The 19,176-nt window shown below is 40.5% G+C and carries 16 protein-coding genes; 8 read left to right on the plus strand and 8 right to left on the minus strand.

The genetic code is table 11. From position 1 onward, the window contains the following. Window positions 1-14: 14 nt before the first annotated feature. The 4 genes from ruvA to aspS form a co-directional block, all read right to left on the minus strand. Entirely contained in the window at window positions 15-638 is a 624-nt protein-coding gene (ruvA, locus tag KO534_RS19870) for a Holliday junction branch migration protein RuvA (RefSeq protein ID WP_215932503.1), read from the minus strand. A gap of 70 nt (window positions 639-708) precedes the next feature. Continuing rightward, window positions 709-1,230, minus strand: coding sequence for a crossover junction endodeoxyribonuclease RuvC (ruvC, locus tag KO534_RS19875; RefSeq protein WP_215932505.1), 522 nt, complete (start codon window positions 1,228-1,230; stop codon window positions 709-711). 48 nt (window positions 1,231-1,278) lie between these two features. Next, complete coding sequence (gene nudB / locus KO534_RS19880) at window positions 1,279-1,728, minus strand: dihydroneopterin triphosphate diphosphatase (RefSeq protein WP_215932507.1); 450 nt, start codon at window positions 1,726-1,728, stop codon at window positions 1,279-1,281. A 9-nt stretch (window positions 1,729-1,737) separates the two neighbouring features. Then, entirely contained in the window at window positions 1,738-3,519 is a 1,782-nt protein-coding gene (gene aspS / locus KO534_RS19885; protein WP_215932510.1) for an aspartate--tRNA ligase, read from the minus strand. Window positions 3,520-3,699: 180 nt separating this feature from the next. Here aspS and KO534_RS19890 point away from each other — a divergent pair, with 180 nt between their 5' ends. The 6 genes from KO534_RS19890 (at window position 3,700) to KO534_RS19915 (ending at window position 12,441) form a co-directional block, all read left to right on the plus strand. Then, complete coding sequence (locus tag KO534_RS19890; RefSeq protein WP_215932512.1) at window positions 3,700-4,581, plus strand: ABC transporter ATP-binding protein; 882 nt, start codon at window positions 3,700-3,702, stop codon at window positions 4,579-4,581. Between the two features lie 12 nt (window positions 4,582-4,593). After that, window positions 4,594-8,151: an ABC transporter permease/M1 family aminopeptidase gene (locus KO534_RS19895; RefSeq protein ID WP_215932514.1), complete on the plus strand. Its 3,558-nt coding sequence runs from the start codon at window positions 4,594-4,596 to the stop codon at window positions 8,149-8,151. Between the two features lie 212 nt (window positions 8,152-8,363). Further along, window positions 8,364-9,587 carry a CaiB/BaiF CoA transferase family protein gene (locus tag KO534_RS19900; RefSeq protein WP_215932516.1) on the plus strand — a complete coding sequence of 408 codons (1,224 nt, stop codon included), beginning with the start codon at window positions 8,364-8,366 and terminating at the stop codon, window positions 9,585-9,587. Window positions 9,588-9,711: 124 nt separating this feature from the next. Next, a complete protein-coding gene (locus KO534_RS19905) occupies window positions 9,712-10,128 on the plus strand; it encodes an acyl-CoA thioesterase (protein WP_215932518.1) in 417 nt (138 codons plus the stop codon). Window positions 10,129-10,408: 280 nt separating this feature from the next. Further along, window positions 10,409-11,197 carry a PEP-CTERM sorting domain-containing protein gene (locus KO534_RS19910; protein ID WP_215932520.1) on the plus strand — a complete coding sequence of 263 codons (789 nt, stop codon included), beginning with the start codon at window positions 10,409-10,411 and terminating at the stop codon, window positions 11,195-11,197. A 494-nt stretch (window positions 11,198-11,691) separates the two neighbouring features. Continuing rightward, entirely contained in the window at window positions 11,692-12,441 is a 750-nt protein-coding gene (locus KO534_RS19915) for a PRC-barrel domain-containing protein (protein ID WP_215932522.1), read from the plus strand. Between the two features lie 125 nt (window positions 12,442-12,566). On the opposite strand, the gene KO534_RS19920 is transcribed toward KO534_RS19915, so the two are convergent. After that, window positions 12,567-13,094 (minus strand): DinB family protein, encoded by a 528-nt coding sequence (locus tag KO534_RS19920; protein ID WP_215932524.1) that lies wholly within the window; start codon window positions 13,092-13,094, stop codon window positions 12,567-12,569. 526 nt (window positions 13,095-13,620) lie between these two features. Beyond that, window positions 13,621-14,004 carry a hypothetical protein gene (locus KO534_RS19925; protein ID WP_215932526.1) on the minus strand — a complete coding sequence of 128 codons (384 nt, stop codon included), beginning with the start codon at window positions 14,002-14,004 and terminating at the stop codon, window positions 13,621-13,623. Between the two features lie 392 nt (window positions 14,005-14,396). Between KO534_RS19925 and KO534_RS19930 the strand changes: the two genes are divergently transcribed. Both KO534_RS19930 and KO534_RS19935 read left to right on the plus strand, forming a co-directional pair. Further along, complete coding sequence (locus tag KO534_RS19930) at window positions 14,397-14,921, plus strand: DUF6265 family protein (protein ID WP_215932528.1); 525 nt, start codon at window positions 14,397-14,399, stop codon at window positions 14,919-14,921. A 136-nt stretch (window positions 14,922-15,057) separates the two neighbouring features. Then, entirely contained in the window at window positions 15,058-16,704 is a 1,647-nt protein-coding gene (locus tag KO534_RS19935; RefSeq protein WP_215932530.1) for a response regulator, read from the plus strand. Window positions 16,705-16,719: 15 nt separating this feature from the next. Here KO534_RS19935 and tilS read toward each other — a convergent pair whose 3' ends face one another. Both tilS and accA read right to left on the minus strand, forming a co-directional pair. Continuing rightward, entirely contained in the window at window positions 16,720-18,105 is a 1,386-nt protein-coding gene (gene tilS, locus KO534_RS19940) for a tRNA lysidine(34) synthetase TilS (RefSeq protein ID WP_215932532.1), read from the minus strand. Window positions 18,106-18,181: 76 nt separating this feature from the next. Then, a complete protein-coding gene (accA, locus tag KO534_RS19945; RefSeq protein ID WP_215932534.1) occupies window positions 18,182-19,138 on the minus strand; it encodes an acetyl-CoA carboxylase carboxyl transferase subunit alpha in 957 nt (318 codons plus the stop codon). Between the last annotated feature and the right edge of the window lie 38 nt (window positions 19,139-19,176).

Below are 19,176 nucleotides of genomic sequence, written 5' to 3' on the forward strand. Positions count from 1 at the left end.
ATTAATATTGCGTGTCAGCCCATCGCACGCAAGGACTCACGTATAAGCTGCTCACTACTCATTTCTTCTTTAAATACTGAATTGATTATTTTACTGGCAATCGCGGCTTTATATCCTAATGCGACTAAAGCACTTAGCGCTTCTTCTTTTGCATCTGTACGTTGAACAAAGGTATTTTCAACCGGTAAGTCTGGGGTTAAATGTACGGTTTCAGCGTAACCTTGATCTTTTGCCAATTTGCTTAACCTATCTCGCATTTCAATGACTAACCGCTCCGCAGTTTTTTTGCCCACACCGGGGAGTTTTGTTAAACCTGTGACATCTTCAATACTTACGCACTGCATAAATTGTTGTGCATTCATGCCTGATAGAATAGTTAAAGCTAATTTGGGACCTACACCACTGGCTTTGATTAATTCACGAAACACTGCGCGCTCTTGTTTGTTAGCAAAGCCAAATAACAATTGCGCATCTTCACGCACCACAAAATGAATGCATAAATTGGCTTCCTGTCCAATTTCGGGTAACTGATAGAAACTAGTCATGGGGACTTGAACTTCGTACCCCACTCCACCAGCTTCGATTAATACTTCTGGCGGTTGTTTTTCAAGTAATGTACCGCGAATGTTACCTATCATTGTTTTTCCTTGTGTTTCAAATCTACCGCTAGCCTAAAATTGTTTTAAAAATCGACTGTTCCTAGAGGAACTAACGCAATCTTCCACGTACCGTTTTAGAGGCTTGGCCAGACATTTTAATCAGACTTTGCTGCGTATGATTGTGACAAAGTGCAACCGCAAGTGCATCCGCTGCATCCGCTTGTGGTTTAGCTGCTAGTCCTAACAAATACGTTACCATATGCTGAACCTGCGATTTATCTGCGCTGCCTTTTCCTACTACAGATTGTTTAATCTGCCTCGCTGAATATTCAGCTACTGGTAAGTCGAATGCCGTAGCCGCAACAATCGCCGCACCTCTTGCTTGACCTAACTTGAGCGCTGAGTCAGGATTTTTAGCCATAAAGACTTGTTCTATTGCGAATTCAGTGGGTTGGAATTGGTGAATGATTTCGCTCACCCCATCGAATATTTGTTTTAACCTTGAGGCAAGCTCATCCCCCTGGACACGAATGCATCCACTGCCAATGTATTCAGATTTCTGACCGGACTTTTTTATCACACCATAACCCGTTATCCGCGAACCGGGATCAATACCTAAAATAATCGACATAACGGTCCACCGGTAGTTGCTGCTTGGGGTTTAGCTTCTGCAATGGCTTTAGCCTTTAACATCGGGCACATATAAAGCAATCGCTTCTCTATTTGTATCAGACCAAACTTTTTTCATGGCAGTGGTTTTATCTAACCAAAAGTAAGCGGAATGTTCTGTCAAGTAAACCGCTTGATCATTGGCCACTTCAACGGCAAACACGTGTTCGGTATTAAATACAGTGTTGGGAGGATAACGGTGTTTCCACTTGTCGCGAATTTCATAGGTATTAACTTTTTGACAATCTATGAGCCGATAACCACTTTTTGAAATATCGATGCCCGTTTCTTCAAGTACTTCGCGCAAAGCTGTCTCATTAGGCTTTTCGTTTAGCTCTAGGGTACCTGTCACCGATTGCCAAAACTCAGGATCATCATTTCGCTGCATCACCAACACTTGCCCCAACTGATTGTAAACAACGGTCAGGGCAGATTCTGGAATGCGAAAATTAACACTCACAATAATTAGTTAATCTACTTTGTTTTCTTCAGTTTTCTTTTCAATCACAGTTTGAATAGACAACTCTTTCAGTTGTTCTGGATTGGCTTCACCCGGTGCACTTGTCAAAGGGCACGCCGCAGTAGTCGTTTTAGGAAACGCCATCACGTCTCGAATTGAAGTAGCACCTGTCATCAGCATCACTAAACGGTCTAGACCAAAAGCTAAACCTGCGTGTGGAGGCGCACCAAATTTAAGGGCTTCAAGTAAGAACCCAAACTTCATTTCAGCTTCTTCATCGCTAATACCTAACAGCGAAAACACTTTGGCTTGCATCTCTTGGTTATGGATACGTACCGATCCACCGCCAAGCTCACAGCCATTTAAAACCATATCGTAGGCATTTGATAAGGCGCCCGCTGGATTAGCCGCTAATTCGTCAGGAGTCATATCTCGAGGTGCAGTAAACGGGTGATGCAACGCATAAAATTCGCCATCCACTTCTTCAAACATAGGGAAATCAACTACCCATAGAGGTTTCCACTCGCCTTCAAGCAATTCTAAGTCTTCACCTAGTTTTAATCTAAGTGCACCTAAGGCTTCAGTCACCACTGTATTAGTATCAGCACCAAACAATAAAATATCGCCGCTTTGTGCACCTGCACGCTCAACAATACCTTTAGCCACGTCTTCAGTTAAAAATTTAAGGATTGGAGATTGTAAACCTTCCATACCTGCGTCAAGGTCATTGATTTTCATCCATGCTAGGCCTTTAGCACCATAAATTCCTACAAACTTACCGTAATCATCAATTTGTTTACGAGATAACTTAGCCCCGCCCGGCACTCGTATTACAGCAACTCGACCTTTAGGATCATTTGCTGGTCCTGAAAATACTTTAAATTCAACATCTTTAAGTAAATCAGCCACATCTGTTAGTTCTAGGGGATTACGCAAATCAGGCTTGTCACTGCCAAAACGACGCATTGCATCGGCATAAGTCATGCTAGGGAATTCGCCTAAATCAACATTCAGCATTTTTTGAAATAAGTCCCGCACCAAACCTTCAGTAATAGACATCACTCCTTCAGCATCTAAGAAGGTAGTTTCGATATCGATTTGCGTAAATTCTGGCTGACGGTCAGCACGTAAATCTTCGTCACGGAAACACTTTACTATTTGATAGTATTTATCCATACCAGACATCATTAACAATTGTTTAAACAATTGTGGAGACTGAGGTAACGCAAAAAACTGACCTTTATGAGTGCGGCTCGGGACTAAATAATCCCGCGCGCCTTCTGGTGTGGCTTTAGTTAATATGGGCGTTTCAATATCTAAGAAACCATCGTTTTCAAGATAGCTTCGCACACTGCTGGTGACTTTCGCTCGAAACTTCAAACGATCGCTCATTAACGGACGACGTAAGTCTAAATAACGATATTTTAAACGTTGTTCTTCAGAGTTTTCTTGATTCCAATCAAGGGGTAATGCGGCAGCTTTATTAAGAATAGTTAAAGACTTACCTAACATTTCGATTTCGCCGGTGGACATATCTTTGTTCACCTGACCTTCAGGTCGTGGACGAACCAAGCCGCTTAACTGCACGCAAAATTCATTACGTAAACTATTTGCGGTATCAAATATCTCGGCTAAATCAGGGTCAAATACAACTTGAACCACACCCTCGCGATCACGCAGGTCAATAAAAATTACCCCGCCTAAGTCACGACGACGATTTACCCAACCACACAAGGTGACTGTTTGCCCGATATAAGATGAATTGATATTGCCACAATAGTCCGTGCGCATGAAAAACGACCTCTAAAAACGTAAACACTGATGAAAAATTAAGGCCGCGTAGTATATACCGGATCAGCACTCTCCTAAATTAAATTCTCGTTTTTAGTAATAAAATGTTGCTTCTATAGACTAAGTATTGCGAATTCTGCATATTTACAACGACAAAAAATTAAAATCAGGGAATTAAGCATGCTAAAAATAAAAGATATATCAAAAACTTACGACAACGGCGTAAAAGCACTTAACAATGTTAATTTGAACATCCCTAAGGGTATGTTTGGACTACTAGGTCCAAATGGAGCGGGTAAATCCAGTTTGATGCGTACCATAGCCACCTTGCAGCAAGCGGATACTGGCAGTATCCAGTTCGATAACATAGATGTGCTCACCCAACCCAATGAATTGCGACAGCGACTCGGGTATTTACCACAAGACTTTGGTGTTTACCCGCGTATAAGTGCCTATGAGTTATTGGATCATTTAGCTATTTTGAAAGGCATTGCCAATAAAGGCGAACGCAAAGAAGCGGTAGATGGTTTGTTAGCACACACTAATTTATTTCAGCACCGTAAAAAAGCAGTGAGTGGGTTTTCTGGCGGAATGCGCCAACGTTTCGGTATCGCTCAAGCTTTGTTAGGGGACCCAGATCTGCTAATAGTAGATGAACCTACTGCAGGACTCGATCCTGAAGAGCGCAATCGCTTTCATAACCTGTTAGTCACCTTAGGTGAAGAAAAAGTCATTATATTATCCACTCATATAGTGGATGACGTATCAGAGCTGTGCCCCAATATGGCGGTGCTAGGCAATGGTCAAATTTTACTTCAAGGCAACCCTTTAGATGTGACGGCTGATTTAAATGGACAAATTTGGCGTAAGACAGTATCTATAGAAGAGGCAGTCATTTTAGAAAATACCTTACCAGTTATATCCAAACGTTTATTCGCTGGACGCACAGTATTACATGTACTGGCACCTGACGCCCCAGAAGGGTTCGAAACTGCTCCAGCGACTTTAGAAGATGTGTATTTTTCTACCTTACACAATTCTCGTTCGACTCAAGCTGCCTAAGGAAACACTCATATGTTTACTAAAATGTTAGGGTTTGAATGGCGCTACTTTACTCGCCAACCTTCTTTTATCGTGACCTGTTTGGTCTTCTTTTTATTGCCTTTCTTAGCCATCACAATTGACCAAGTGCAAATTGGATCTGGTGGAAATGTCTTGTTTAACAGCCCTTTTGCTGTGACTCAGATTATGCTGATTTTGAGTATTTTCTCGATGTTTATGGTGGTCAACTTTGTAGCCAATACCGCCACTCGAAATCAAACGTCGATGATGGCAGAAATTATCTTAACTAAACCTATCAAACCGCTACCCTATAATCTTGGACGATTTTTTGGTGCCTACCTTATTTGCCTAGTGGTATTTGCCATGGTTCCTTTGGGCAGTTTTATGGGTAGTTTGATGCCATGGGTAGATCAGGAACGAATCGGTCCGAATAGTTTAATGATGTATCTGACTCCTTTCATGATTTTTTCTGCTAGTACGCTTTTTGTGTTTGCCGCTGTCTTTTATGCCGCTGCGACTAAGTTTAAGAGCGTCATGGCAGTGTACATATGCGCAATGGGATTATTTATCTTATATGCGGTAGCAGGACAAGTATTTAACGAACCTGAACAGCGCACTATCCGCGCTTTGCTAGACCCCTTTGGTTTACGGGCGTTCGGTGAATATTCACGCTATTGGACGTCTTTTGAAAAAAATTCACTGGTTCCAGTCCTAGACGGCATGATTTTACAAAACAGGTTGTTATGGTTAGGCATAGGAACATTTATTTTATTGGTGGCTGGAGGGCTATTTAAACCCCTTAATTTAACTAGTTTTACATTTAAGAAAAAAGCCAAGAAAGAAAAAATTGATGTCATTCCTACAAGTAATAATATCACTATCAAGGCCTCCGCCAATAAAGGATTGGCGCAATTTATCACACGTACAAAATTTGAAATTCGCCAAGTATTTTTAAGCCCAGCGTTTGTAATATTACTGTTATTTTCAGCTTTTCAATTAATAGCTAATTTTTTCCAAATTGACGGCATGTTTGGTACACCCAATTGGCCACTCACTCAGACGTTAGTGGAATTAATAATGGGTTCATTTTCTTTGATGACCATCATTATTATCACCTATTACACCGCTGAAGTGGTTTGGCGTGAACGTACAGTCGGCATGGGCGATATCGTTGACAGTATGCCGGTTCACAACGCAACGTTTTGGCTGTCAAAATTATTGGCGGTTATGCTAGTGATTGTGAGCTTACATTTAGTCGGCATGTTCGCCGCTATCATCAATCAACTTCTATCAGGTTATGAAAACATAGAACTTGGCCAATACCTTATTAGCTTGCTATTTTTTGGGGCCTTGCCTTGGTGTTTGTTGACTATATTGGCGTTTTTTATTCAGGCATTAAGTCCGAATAAATATATCGGCATGTTGATTTTTGTTGGTTATTTCTTTGTGTCTTTAGCATTCAGTCAACTTGGAATTGAACACAATATGTTCAACTTCGCTGCAGGCCCAATGCTGCAATATTCGGATCTCAATGGCTACGGCTGGTTTATTCAATCTCATAGCTGGTTCATGTTGTATTGGAGTGCCTTAGCGATAGTGCTTGGAATTATCAGCTATGGAATGTGGCAACGCGGACCACAAACCTCTGTTAAACATCGATTGCGTTTACTTAGTTATCATTTAGGTAATACGGGTAAAAGTGCTGCGGTAATAGCACTAGTCATATTTTTGGCCAGTGGAGCCTACATTCACTACAACACTAAAGTCTTGAATCAATTCTATGGGCAGGATGAGCTTTTAAATCTCCAAGCGGATTACGAAAAAGAGTATGTTGAGTTTCGTGATGCGCCTATGCCTATAATTGTTAGCGTTGATGCTGCAGTGGATATATTCCCTGCCAAAAGACGTATCGAGGCTGAGGTTAAAATTGAAGTTGTCAATCGTACGTCGACTCCTATAAAACGATTTTTAGTGAATTTGCCCCGTTATTCCTCAGTCTCCAAAGTAGAAATACAAGGTGGTGAATTGGGCGATATCGATTCCAAATACAACCTAGCTTGGTTTGAATTTTCCGAACCTATGCAGCCTGATGAACAACGTAGTGGCGTACTTACCGTAATCCGCGAACACAAAGGGTTTAAAAATAGCAACGAAGACAGCACCTTGGTCAAAAACGGCACCTTTATTGATAACTTTAACTTGCTGCCCTCCTTTGGTTTTAACAGTTCATATCAGATTACTGATCAACACGAAAGACGTAAACGAGAGCTAGAACCTCTGCAGCGTGCCTATAAATTAGAAGACACTAGTCGCTATAACGAAAGTTTCTTTGGCAAAGGTGTAGAGTTCATTGACTTTAGTGCCACGCTCTCCACCAGCGAAGATCAATTTGCCATTGCTCCAGGTTATCTGCAAAAGGAATGGCAACAGGATGGACGAAACTATTATCGCTATGAAATGGATGCGCCTATGGTCAACTTTTTCAGCATTATGTCTTCTGAACTACACAGTAAAAAAGTACAGCATGCTGGAATTAACATTGAGGTATACCACCACCCAGATCATCATTGGAATGTTGACCGCATGATTGAAGCCAGTAGTGATTCACTCGATTACTTCCAAGCAGTGTTTAGCCCTTATCAACATAAACAGTTAAGGATTATCGAGTTCCCTGGTTACCGCAGTTTTGCACAAAGTTTTGCGAATACCGTGCCCTATTCTGAAAAAATAGGTTTTATCACTGACCTTCGCAATCCCGAAGACATTGATCCTGTTTATTATATTACTGCCCACGAAGTTGCGCACCAGTGGTGGGGGCATCAACTCAACGCTGCGAATGTGCAAGGAAGTGCAATACTGTCAGAAACGTTATCCCAATACAGTGCATTGATGGTAATGAAGAAAAAGTATGGCGAAACCCGTTTACGTAAATTCCTTACCTATGAATTAGACCGTTATTTACGAGGACGCAGTGCTGAGCGAATTGAAGAAATGCCACTACTTCGGGCCGAAAACCAACAGTACATCCACTACCAGAAAGGCTCTATAGTCATGATGGCCTTGGAGAATAAACTGGGTGAAGAGCGTCTTAATTTAGCCTTAAGGGGATTGCTAAATGAATTTCAGTATCGTGAAGACTTATACCCTACAACTTTAGATTTAGTTAGGTACCTGAATGCAGATGCTAACGCTGACGAACAGGCTTACATTAAAGACTTGTTTGAGCAAATTACCATTTACGATTTACGTGCCAAAGAGGTGGTTAAAGAAGAACAAGAAGACGGAAAAGTTAAAGTGACTTTAACCGTGTCTGCACAACAATTTAGTGCCGATGGTAAGGGGCAAGAAACAGAACAACCCTTCGATAAAGAAGTAGAAATAGCCCTATTTAGTGAAGATCCAAATAATTTCGCTGCTGAAAACAAAGTTATTTATCAAGGACTTCACGCCATTAAAAGCGGCGAAACTGTGATTGAGTTAATAGTTGACGAAACGCCTAGCTTTGCTGGTATTGACCCCTTTGTGCGGTTTATCGACCGCGATACAGGTAACAATATCATCAAATTATAACGATACTTTTAAGCCAAGCCCTCTTTATTGAGGGCTTTTTTTTGGAACCGAATTGATAACAACACCTGTTCTAACGCATATTTCCTGCTAACACTTGCTGTTGTTTTTGAGGTACACCACCGCTAGATAAACAGATTTTTGTATCGATATTGTGACCCAAAGTGTCTGTTCTATATGATATCTTAGCTATCCGAAACCTTTTAGAGCACTTTATGTCATCACCACTTTCTCATATTCGGGTTCTTGAGCTTAGTCGCGTTTTGGCGGGACCATGGGCCGGGCAAATGTTGGCTGACTTAGGTGCAGAAGTCATTAAAGTAGAAAAACCTCTTGAAGGTGATGATACCCGACATTGGGGTCCCCCTTTTCTAAAAAACCAACAAGGTGAGACTACCGCGGAATCAGCGTATTTTTTATCTGCTAATCGCGGCAAACGCTCTATCACAATCGATATTAGGCAGCCTCGAGGCCAAGAGATTATTCATCAATTAATTGCAAGTTGCGACGTGTTAATCGAAAACTTCAAAGTAGGCAGTTTAGAAAAATACCGCCTTGACTATGGCAGTTTGTCGGCGCTCAACCCAAAGTTGATATATTGCTCAATAACCGGATTTGGCCAAGATGGCCCCTATGCTAAAAGAGCCGGGTACGACTTTTTATTACAGGGAATGGGCGGTTTGATGAGTGTAACAGGAGAAGCCGACCATTTGCCTGGTGGCGGCCCGCAAAAAGTCGGCGTGGCTTTAACCGATATTCTTACCGGCATGTATGCCACTACAGCCATCCAAGCTGCAATAATAGAGCGTGAAAAATCGGGATTAGGTCAACATATCGACTTGGCTTTACTTGACGTGCAAGTGGCTAGTTTAGCTAACCAAAGCATGAACTACTTAGTCAGCCAAAATACCCCCAAACGTATGGGTAATGCTCACCCTAATATCGTACCCTACCAAACCTTTAAAACCCTCGATGGTTTTATTATTTTAACGATAGGCAACGATTCACAATTTGCGGATTTTTGCGAAGTGGCAAAGTGCCAAACTCTATTACGGGATACTCGATTTTCCAGCAATCAAGCAAGAGTACAGAACAGAGAAATTGTGGTTGAGCAATTGACGAAGATTCTAAAAGCAAAAACCAGTGAATTTTGGTTGCAGCAACTAGAAATGAAAGGGGTACCCTGTGGTCCGATCAATGACATTGCTGAAACTTTCGACAACCCACAAATAAAACACCGAAACATGGCCAATGAACTCAAACACCCAAAAAATGGCAAAGTACCAACAGTGTCGAATCCAATTAATTTTTCGCGCACCCCGATAGTTTACCATCAAGCCCCTCCATGCTTAGGAGAGCATACTGAAGAGGTGTTGGCAGAAGTTTTAGGCTTTGACAAAGAGATAATTACGGCGCTACAACAAACAAAAATCATTTAGTCCCATTTGGGAACGCTAGATACCTCTATGGGTATGAATCTATCTTAGAATGAAGCGTTAATTCTAAGACCTGTAATTGGCGTTGTATAATGTTTTTCAGTTTTAAACATATTAAGGAAAAACCATGCGTTTTTTATCTCGTCGACTAGTCATGCCCAATGATTTGAATTATGCCAATGCGTTATTTGGTGGGCGCGCTTTGGAATGGATTGATGAAGAGGCCGCCATTTATGCCATTTGTCAGTTAGAAACTAACTACCTAGTGACAAAACATATAGGTGAAATTAACTTTGAATCCCCTGCTGCTCAAGGTGATGTAGTCGAGTTTGGACTAGAGACCAAAAGTGTCGGCAGAACTTCGATAACAGTATCTTGCTTAGTACGCAATAAAGCGACTAAAAATACTATCTGTTTTGCCGATGACATAGTGTTTGTGCAAGTCGACCCCGAGACTAAAAGACCCGTCGCTCATGGGAAAACAATGGAACAGTTAGTAGCGCAAACAGAGCAAGAGATCAGTAGTTTAAATTTACAAGAATAAGCCATATTTAAATATCCCTCTGGTCGTTTAGAACAACGATCAAAATCGGCCCCCAGCGGGGCCCCATTAGAAAAATTGTACCTTTCATCAAATATCAACTGTCAACATACTTTACAACTAAACAACATAAATTTAACACAAAAATCTCAAAGCATTGAAAAATAAGCATATAACTTTTATGGCGTATGTTTTGCTTTGTGATTGGATTGAAATCATATTACAGCTCTCAGTTAAGTAGTCTTTGACTGTAATTCGCAATTAAAAAGCTAAAGGAAATACAATGAAAAAATTAACAATTGCAGGGTTACTTTTGACGAGTATGTTGTCAGCTTCCGCATCTGCAGGACTTTTATTTGATCAAGACGTCACTAATAACGTTATTTTCGGCAGTGGAAACCTCAATGGTGGTTTTACTATAGAACAAGCAAACGGCGTTGAGCTAGGCCTACGTGGAAAATTACGACACAATGCAGCAGGAAATGCTGAAAACACCTTTAATAGTAACGGAGACGGTACTTATAGTTTTGATGCTGGAGTTGCGCCAACACAAGCAGCCCCCACAGCAGTATGGAGTTTCGAATGGTCAATCAATTCTAACTTTGATGGGAATGGTGGAAATTTGGATGATTACACCTATATCTTAGGTCTTGACACTGATCCAACTGCAGCAGTGTCTATGTTCGTATTCGACCCAATTAATGATGTTAACCCTGGTAGTGGTGTTGTGGCTTGGGATCATTCAATTGGTAACAATAGCACTGGCAATGGAGCAGGGGTTGAATCAGCATCCAATGACAATGGCACTTATAGTGCACTCATTTCAGCAAATAATCTGGCACAAAATTCATGGAAAGCGCACTGGTTTTTTGGTCCTGGATTTGATCCGACTCTAGATGCAACTTACGATATTTCATTGTCTGCATTCGACGCTAATGGCGGACTAGCAGCAATGACATCGATACAGATTATTGTTGGGGCTGGAGCAACTGAAGTACCAGAGCCAGAAACTATGGCATTATTACTAATTGGTTTACTAGGCTTAGCAGCACGTAAAAAACGTGTGCAGTAATAGTTTTTAAAACTTAACAATCTATGAAAAAGCGCCATCTGGCGCTTTTTCATTAAAAAATTTATAGAACAATCGCCTATAAAAAATATTCACCCACTCAAATGTCACTAAATAGAGATGATAATCTAGATAGCAGCGCAGAATATTAGCAAGTAGGGCCTACCACTCGAAAATGGAAATATGCGTAAGGTAAGCTTAAGAGCTCTTCGAGGGTACCGGCCAACAATTGTGATTCACAGGCTCACCAAAACACTATCGCACAACTAAGAACTAAGAAAATATTGCAAACTAGTCTGTAGTTTTTACTCACGTTTAGTCAGAAGATGGACGCTTTTATTAGCACCAGTAACGCAAATAGCCCTTATTAGCTGCACGGTGTAAGTTTATCGCGCTGGCATACAGGTTGCAGAATCCTTGATGTATTTGTTATTCCAATTTGAATCTACTTTCTCTGATACAAGAAAGTTTATTACAGATAACAAAAGGAGAAACCTATGTTAGTAAGTTTGAAAGAATTAAAAGGTAGTCCAATTTCTGCGTTAGATGGCAATATTGGTGAAGTTGAAGATGTCTATTTTGATGATAGAAATTGGATTATTCGATTTTTAGTGGTCGATACCAGCCCATGGATCCCACTCAGTCAACGTACTCTAATTAGTCCAATCGCGCTAAAAGAATATAATGATGAAAATAGCTTACTCGAAGTTTATATTAGTAAACAGATGGTCAAAGACAGTCCCAAATTAGAAGAACATCAAACTGTTTCTCGTCAATTTGAAATAAGTTACTTCGACTACTTTGGATACGGTTATTATTGGTTAGGAGCAAATTCATGGGGGGATTATGCCTACCCTACAGCTTTAGCTAGCCAAGGAGCTCAGCTATTAAATGCGGAGGTCGATCACAAATTGCAAACAACTAATCATTTGCGTTCTGCTGACGAAATAATTAGTTATGGGATTGAAGCCAAAGATGGCAAAAAGGGTCACGTCCAAGATATGGTTTGGGACACTTGTACTTGGTCGCTACGATACTTAGTGATAGATACCCGAGATTGGTTTCCAGGTGGTAAAAAAGTATTAGTTTCGCCAGATCAGCTCACTAACTTGAGCTGGGAAAATCAAGCAGTTAGTTGCAACATCAATCTAGAGCAAATTAGAAATTGCCCAGAATATCAACCTGACAAACTTAATGAACGCCAATATTTAAAGTCGGTTCAAAACAAGTTGCAAGTTAACCACTAAAACCGATACATCGGTGAATTTGGCTACAACCAAGTGCCTTGCTCGTTTATTAAGAGTGAGGCATTCACCTATTAAGTGGTATTCACACAGTTACATCACTTCACCGATATGTTTACCCTATGTCGTTATATATTGGGTATCTCCAAAAGTAAGTCAGTCACTCCAATATCAATGTTCATTTGGCTAAACAAAGCACTCACCTGTCCTCTGTGATGAGTTTGATGATTGAAAAAGTGCAACATCAATAACTTAAGCGACTTTGTGGATTGAACACCCCGAAAATTCGAATAGGTCAAATTGGTACTTAACGCAGGTGCATCAACTTCTCGGGTATAGGCCAAAATACACTTGTCTAAAGATTCCCGTAAATGACGTAGCTGTACTAAATCATCATGTACTATTGAACGCAGACCGGGTGGTTGAGTGAGTTTGCGAACAAAATCTAGACTTGTAAAGTGAAGCGGATGCTGTGCAAAACGTTTTAACCAACTAATATCCCCCACCACAATATGATTGAGAGTAGCGATGATAGAGCTAAAATAAACTCCTCTGTTTTCGCTTAATTGGTTCACATCTAACTGACTCGCTAAATCGTAGAATTCTTGGTTCATACGAGCATTATATTTAGCGTAGGTTTCGAATATAAGTTTCATTGTTAACCCTTAGACATTGAATAACATTGAGTTGAGGTGTATTTGGAATATGCCCCATCAATAATCGTTTTTGAGTTTTGACGTCAACTTTAAAAGCTACAGGGGCAAATTAGTTGACTGTTATTTTTGTTGCGGCCTAGTTGTAGGCAAATCATTACAAATGTCGCAAGCGATGTTTTTACGAAAATTGTAAGCCCTGCGAATGGCAAATATAGCGATGGTAATGAAAGACCAAATAACCCCAAACTCTATCGAATAGGAAACAGTCTGGCCTTTTAAATACTGTACTCCAGCAAGTAAACTGAAGGTAATTGGTAAAGCTATACAATACTGCAACAGCCACTTTCTAATCGGCATTTTGTGTCCTTTTTAATTTTTTGAGCAACGACTAAGAATTAGCCGCAACACAGTTAAGTTCTATTAAGGCTATTCGCCTAAGTAGCAGTGGTTTTACCCTTGCTACTTAGGGTACCCAACTTGCCAATACATTTCCTTTTATAGTCAATAATCGACCAGTAAACTGTCACTACACTAGTTGAGACATTTCTATTGAAAAGCCGATTAACGCCAAAACTAAGCCAACACCACCTACCGAGTTGCCCCTGCCCAATACAACTCCCAGTCGAACAAGCGCTTTACTTATACCCAAAATAACAAAAACTAGAAATGTAAAAACACTAAAAAATATGTTTGCAACCAAAAGCATTGATTGCTCCCATACCGATAGGGCTATGACAGATATAACCCAAAACAAAATGTAACTTCCTATCCACAGCAGCGGATTCTTCATAAACTTAGGTTTAGTCGCTTCAAATGTAGCTTTTAGGCTTTCTGATAACCTCGGAAAATAAAGTTCAACGGCAATTAACGCCAGGCCGATGAGCTCAATGATGATAGCTATCCACTGCACTATTTTATTAAAATCGATGTTTCTCTCCTTAAAGACATATTTCAATTCATTTAAATAACAGCGACTTGTAGGGTAAATCTAGGTTATATGCCAACCATAAATTATGCCCCTGCCAGCGTAGCGAAATTTTATCTATACGTTAAGTGCATCGAGTTTTTGGGTTCGTAATGTTTACCATGTCAGGCTGATTCTAGAAATCTAAAGGACTGGCTCTGAGGGCAAATTTCTACTAGACCCCAAGTCACAGGCAAATAGACATATAAACTCCCCAACAAATGTTATTTCAATCCAATTACACCTATTGCAACAATAATACTTTTAGTAGAGAGTTTGTCGAAATAGTTGTTTCTCATTCGTTGTAATGTACAGATTACTTTTAATGGAATTTTTAAATGACCTATTCAATTCTCGTAACTATTAGTTTTTTTACTTTGTTTTTCTCCTCTGTATCACAAGCTGAAACGCCAGACTTGGGTACAAATACTGAATATTTAGCAGCTGGGGTGTCTTCCCCAACAGCCTCAATCGAAGACGTAGACTGGATATCAGGTTACTGGCAAGGTGAAATTTGGGGTGGTCAGTTTGAAGAAATCTGGTCAAAGCCTGCAGCTGGATCAATGATGGCGTCTTTTAAGTTTACTGAAAGTGATCAAGTCAAGTTTTATGAGTTGCTAACAATTTCAGAGCATCAAGGTAGTTTATTATTGCAACTAAAACACTTTAGTGACGATCTTAAAGGCTGGGAAGAAAAGGACCAAAGCATGAATTTTAAGTTAGTTAGGCTAACCGACAACGCAGTTTTTTTCGAAGGCTACACCTACAAATTAATTAATCACAATGAAATTCACGTGTTTGTGGTAGTTGAAAACGGCGGCAAAAAACAGGAAACCAAGTTTGTATTTAAGCGACACATCTAATAAACCGTAACAAGTCTTTGTTTTAAAAGTAAATACAGTTTATCTCTAGTGTTTATTTACTAGACAATTAGCGCCGACAAGAATAAATTAGTTAGGGAAGTAAAATTATTGATAAATATAACAAAGGACTGGGGACTTGCTAAAAATACCCGCACAGAAACCTAATGCTGACATTGAAGTATTAATAATTGATGGGCAGGCTTTAGTACATACGGTGGTACGCGGCGCCTTACTTGACGCAGGAATAGAAAACGTACACAGCGCTCATAATGCCTATGCCGCATTGCGGCTATGCGAAAAAACACGTTTTGACATGGTACTCATTGCCTTTGATGTGAAAAGCGACAAAGACGGCTTTAACCTTTTAGAAGAATTGAAGTACAAAGGTTTTATCACCAAAACCACCTGTGTCGTATTTTTAAGCGCCGACACCACACAAGGTTTAGTCAATTGTGTAGTAGAAATGGAGCCTACCGATTTTTGGGTTAAACCATTAGATCGCTCGAAAGTCGAGAAACGTATTCATCAGATAATCACTATCGAAAAGAAACTCTACGCATTGCGGTATTGTTTTGACCAAGGTGAGTTTCCTACCACTATTTATTATGCAGAACGCAAGTTGAAAGATGCCGCCCTATCTTTGTATTACCCACATATTAATCGTTTGATTGGCAAAAGTTTATTTAACATAAAAGAATATGAAGCAGCCCAAGCCTTTTACGACTCGCTGACTAAAATATACACTTACGCATGGGTACAAGTGGGGTTGGCTGCTACTTTGCTGAAACAAAATAAAATTGATGAAGCAACCGAACTCACCGCTAAGCTTTTAGAGCGGGATGATACTAAATTTGCCACTTATGACCTACTGGCCGAATACCATATCGACAAAGAAGACTACCAACAAGGTTATAAAATCATTCAGGAAGCGACAAAATTAGCGCCTCGCAGTATTGAGCGAAATCGGAAATCGTGGAACCTTGCTCGCTTAAATCATGACAGGATGGGCCAATACTTAGCCACAAGAAATATGGCAAAATACGCTAAAAATTCCATTCATGACTCCCCAGCCCTGCAATTAAATGTTATGCGCTCTGCAATAGATCTTGCGGCCACATTACCTGAAGTCGACGCCAACAAATTATTAATCAATACCGAAAAAACGCTTTCAAGGCTAAAGCAAGACTTTGGAGCCTCTGCGGACTTAGGTGAGCAAATTAAGGTGATTGAAGTAAGACTACTTAACTTGCGCCAAGATAAAAAACAAGCAGAGCAAATTATGCTATCCCTCGACCCAGATGCTCAACTCATGAGTTTTGAAGACAACTTAGACAAAGTTAAAGCCTTTCATGAGGTCGGATTGTGGGAACAATCGATGGGATTACTAGAGCAAATGAAAAACCAAGTGGAACTGGATACTTTCACTGGAAAGGTGCTATCGGAATATTTAGAACAAGAATCAAGCGAGCGTAAAGATATACGTTATAGCCCAAAAGAATTGGGGGAAATGGCCTCAACACATTACAAAAACAAACGCTATCGACCAGCATATGACCTTCTACAACAAGCGGCACAATTGTCACCAAACAATATCAATATAGTGATTAGTTTGTTGAAAGTTCTTGCGATTCTGTCAGAGGAAGAAGGCCTAACCCCTGAAGAAAGCCAAAACGTTTCGCAGTGCTTAGAAACATTAGGAAAAGTAGTATTATCCGAAAATCAGCAAGCTAAATTAGATGAATACAATACACGTATCAATAAGGCCTTAGAAGTTGAGGTATAACTTGGGGCATTTACTTTAATAAGCATCACTGTCGAAGGTGACTGATACTAAGCTTGTTTTTCTGGAACGCGACTCAGTTGCTTGTGATAAATACCATTGACCTTGAATTAATAGCGCCAACACGGCTTCGTTTTGAACCACAAATACCGCGCGTTCTCGCACCCATGGTGCAACCTTCCATTCTTTAAACCATTGTTTAACCGGTTTTGAATAAGCACTGCCTAGTGGTTTGAATTTAGTTCCATAACCTCCTAGACGTATCTCAATTGAACCTAAACTAGGGTCAATATTGAATTGTGACTGGAGACAATTTATGGGATTTTCACTTACTATAAAATTGAGGCTACCTTGATGGTAAGGTAATCTAACATGTTTTTCACCCCGCCATTGCATACCAAATGAAACAGTCTCTGGAGGCACATTTATGACAAATAATTGTTGATTAAAGCGCCTAAACTGCCAATTTTGCCATTGTAGAATTGGCGTTGCATCCTCTGCAGCATCAAGCAACTCAGGTTTAAGTTGCATTAACATAGCTAAAGATGGATTCTGAATACCTTGTTCAGTCAACCAATAACGAATTAACTGATGCAACCAAGGTTGCGATAATTGTTTCAGTCCGGGAAGGTGTAAACTGTTAGCTGAAGCCCGTAATGAATTAAGTTTGTCTTCATTGATTTCATCTAACAAACTTTGTTGTTCAGCACATAAAGACGCACTTCGAGCCACTGAACGGGCTAATTCTGGCCAACGATTTTGTAGCACAGGTAGTACATCGTGACGCAAAAAGTTACGCTCAAAATCCGTGTTTTGATTGGATTCATCCTCACACCACTGCAAGTTATGTTGTTGCGCATATTCCAAAATTTGTTGTTGAGTAATGGCTAATAGAGGCCGATAAAATCCAACCTGTTTGTCTGAGTCTGTTTCGCCAGACACTATCCAAGAGCGATTCATTGCAGACAAGCCTTTAGGCCCTGCACCGCGTTTTAACTGCAACAAAAATGTTTCGAGTTGGTCGTCTTGATGTTGCCCAAGTAATACTTGGCTATTAGCGGGTGCTAACTCGGTCAACTGCTTGTAACGTGCTTCTCTAGCTTGTGCTTCTAAGCTTTTCCTGGGGGTATCAGCAAGGTTCACATTCGCGGTTTGAAATGCAATGCCTAAGCTGCTACAAATCTGCTTACAATGGCTTTGCCATTGGTCAGCATGTTGACTTAAACCATGATGAATATGGATGGCACTGAGTTGAAACGGAAGTGGCTGCTGTTTTCTTATTCTATCAAGTGCATGCAACAGCACATGTGAGTCGACACCGCCACTATAGGCAACGACTAGTTGTGACGCCGACAAAAGTGGCTCACAGACGAGTTGCTCCTTAATTGTTGTTAGAATCGACATATAACGCAGCGAGGTTCCAGTAATAAAAAAGCCACCTTAAAAGATGGCTTTATAGCGTTTAAGAATCCGAGATTATTTAACAATAACCAAAAGACATCAATCTTTCATAGCGTTGCGCTAACAATTCTTCGGTAGACAAACTACTTAGCTGAGCTAGCTGCTGTTTCAAGGTAGCCTTTAAATTAGCAGCCATACTATCGTGGTCGCGATGTGCCCCACCTAAGGGCTCGGTGACAATTTGATTGATCAACCCTAGCTCTTTGATTTTCCCAGCACTCACTCCCATAGCTTCGGCAGCCAATGGGGCTTTCTCAGCACTTTTCCACAGAATAGAGGCACAGCCTTCAGGAGAAATAACTGAATATGTACTATATTGCAGCATATTCACTCTGTCACCTACACCTATAGCCAAAGCGCCTCCAGAACCACCTTCACCAATTACAGTACAAATAATAGGTACCTTTAAGCCAGACATCACTTTAAGATTACGGGCAATGGCTTCACTTTGACCACGCTCTTCGGCTCCTACACCTGGATAGGCTCCAGGGGTATCAATAAACGTAATAATAGGTAAGTTAAAACGCTCGGCGATTTCCATTAAACGTAATGCTTTTCGATAACCTTCTGGCTTAGGCATGCCAAAATTACGCTTAATTTTTTCTTTGGTATCGCGACCTTTTTGATGACCAATAACCATCACAGGTTGTCCATCAATTTTAGCTAAACCACCCACTATGGCTTTATCGTCAGCAAATGCTCGATCGCCTGCAAGTTCATCAAATTCGCTACAAATATGTTCTATGTAATCGTAGGTATAGGGGCGCATTGGGTGACGCGCTATTTGGCATACTTGCCAAGCGCCTAAGTCCGCAAAAATTTTGCGGCTTAACTCTGCGCTTTTTTCTCGCAGTTTAGTGATTTCTTCTTCGATATTGACATCGAATTCTCCCCCTTGATTGACTAGTCTTAACTCTTCAATCTTCGCTTCTAATTCGGCGATGGGTTTTTCGAATTCTAAAAAATTTACACTCATTGAACACCTAATAATAATTGTTTACAGCTTTTCAGCAC

The sequence above is a fragment of the Paraglaciecola arctica genome (assembly GCF_018861065.1).
In the GTDB taxonomy this organism is placed as follows: Bacteria; Pseudomonadota; Gammaproteobacteria; order Enterobacterales; family Alteromonadaceae; genus Paraglaciecola; species Paraglaciecola arctica_B.

Bases quoted from the DNA above. Each gene is read 5' to 3' on its own strand.
- KO534_RS19910 (WP_215932520.1), top strand. From the start codon at position 10,409: ATGAAAAAATTAACAATTGCAGGGTTACTTTTGACGAGTATGTTGTCA.
- KO534_RS19900 (WP_215932516.1), top strand. From the start codon at position 8,364: ATGTCATCACCACTTTCTCATATTCGGGTTCTTGAGCTTAGTCGCGTT.
- tilS (WP_215932532.1), bottom strand. From the start codon at position 18,105: ATGTCGATTCTAACAACAATTAAGGAGCAACTCGTCTGTGAGCCACTT.
- KO534_RS19905 (WP_215932518.1), top strand. From the start codon at position 9,712: ATGCGTTTTTTATCTCGTCGACTAGTCATGCCCAATGATTTGAATTAT.
- KO534_RS19890 (WP_215932512.1), top strand. From the start codon at position 3,700: ATGCTAAAAATAAAAGATATATCAAAAACTTACGACAACGGCGTAAAA.
- accA (WP_215932534.1), bottom strand. From the start codon at position 19,138: ATGAGTGTAAATTTTTTAGAATTCGAAAAACCCATCGCCGAATTAGAA.
- KO534_RS19930 (WP_215932528.1), top strand. From the start codon at position 14,397: ATGACCTATTCAATTCTCGTAACTATTAGTTTTTTTACTTTGTTTTTC.
- ruvC (WP_215932505.1), bottom strand. From the start codon at position 1,230: ATGTCGATTATTTTAGGTATTGATCCCGGTTCGCGGATAACGGGTTAT.
- aspS (WP_215932510.1), bottom strand. From the start codon at position 3,519: ATGCGCACGGACTATTGTGGCAATATCAATTCATCTTATATCGGGCAA.
- ruvA (WP_215932503.1), bottom strand. From the start codon at position 638: ATGATAGGTAACATTCGCGGTACATTACTTGAAAAACAACCGCCAGAA.
- KO534_RS19915 (WP_215932522.1), top strand. From the start codon at position 11,692: ATGTTAGTAAGTTTGAAAGAATTAAAAGGTAGTCCAATTTCTGCGTTA.
- KO534_RS19895 (WP_215932514.1), top strand. From the start codon at position 4,594: ATGTTTACTAAAATGTTAGGGTTTGAATGGCGCTACTTTACTCGCCAA.
- KO534_RS19920 (WP_215932524.1), bottom strand. From the start codon at position 13,094: ATGAAACTTATATTCGAAACCTACGCTAAATATAATGCTCGTATGAAC.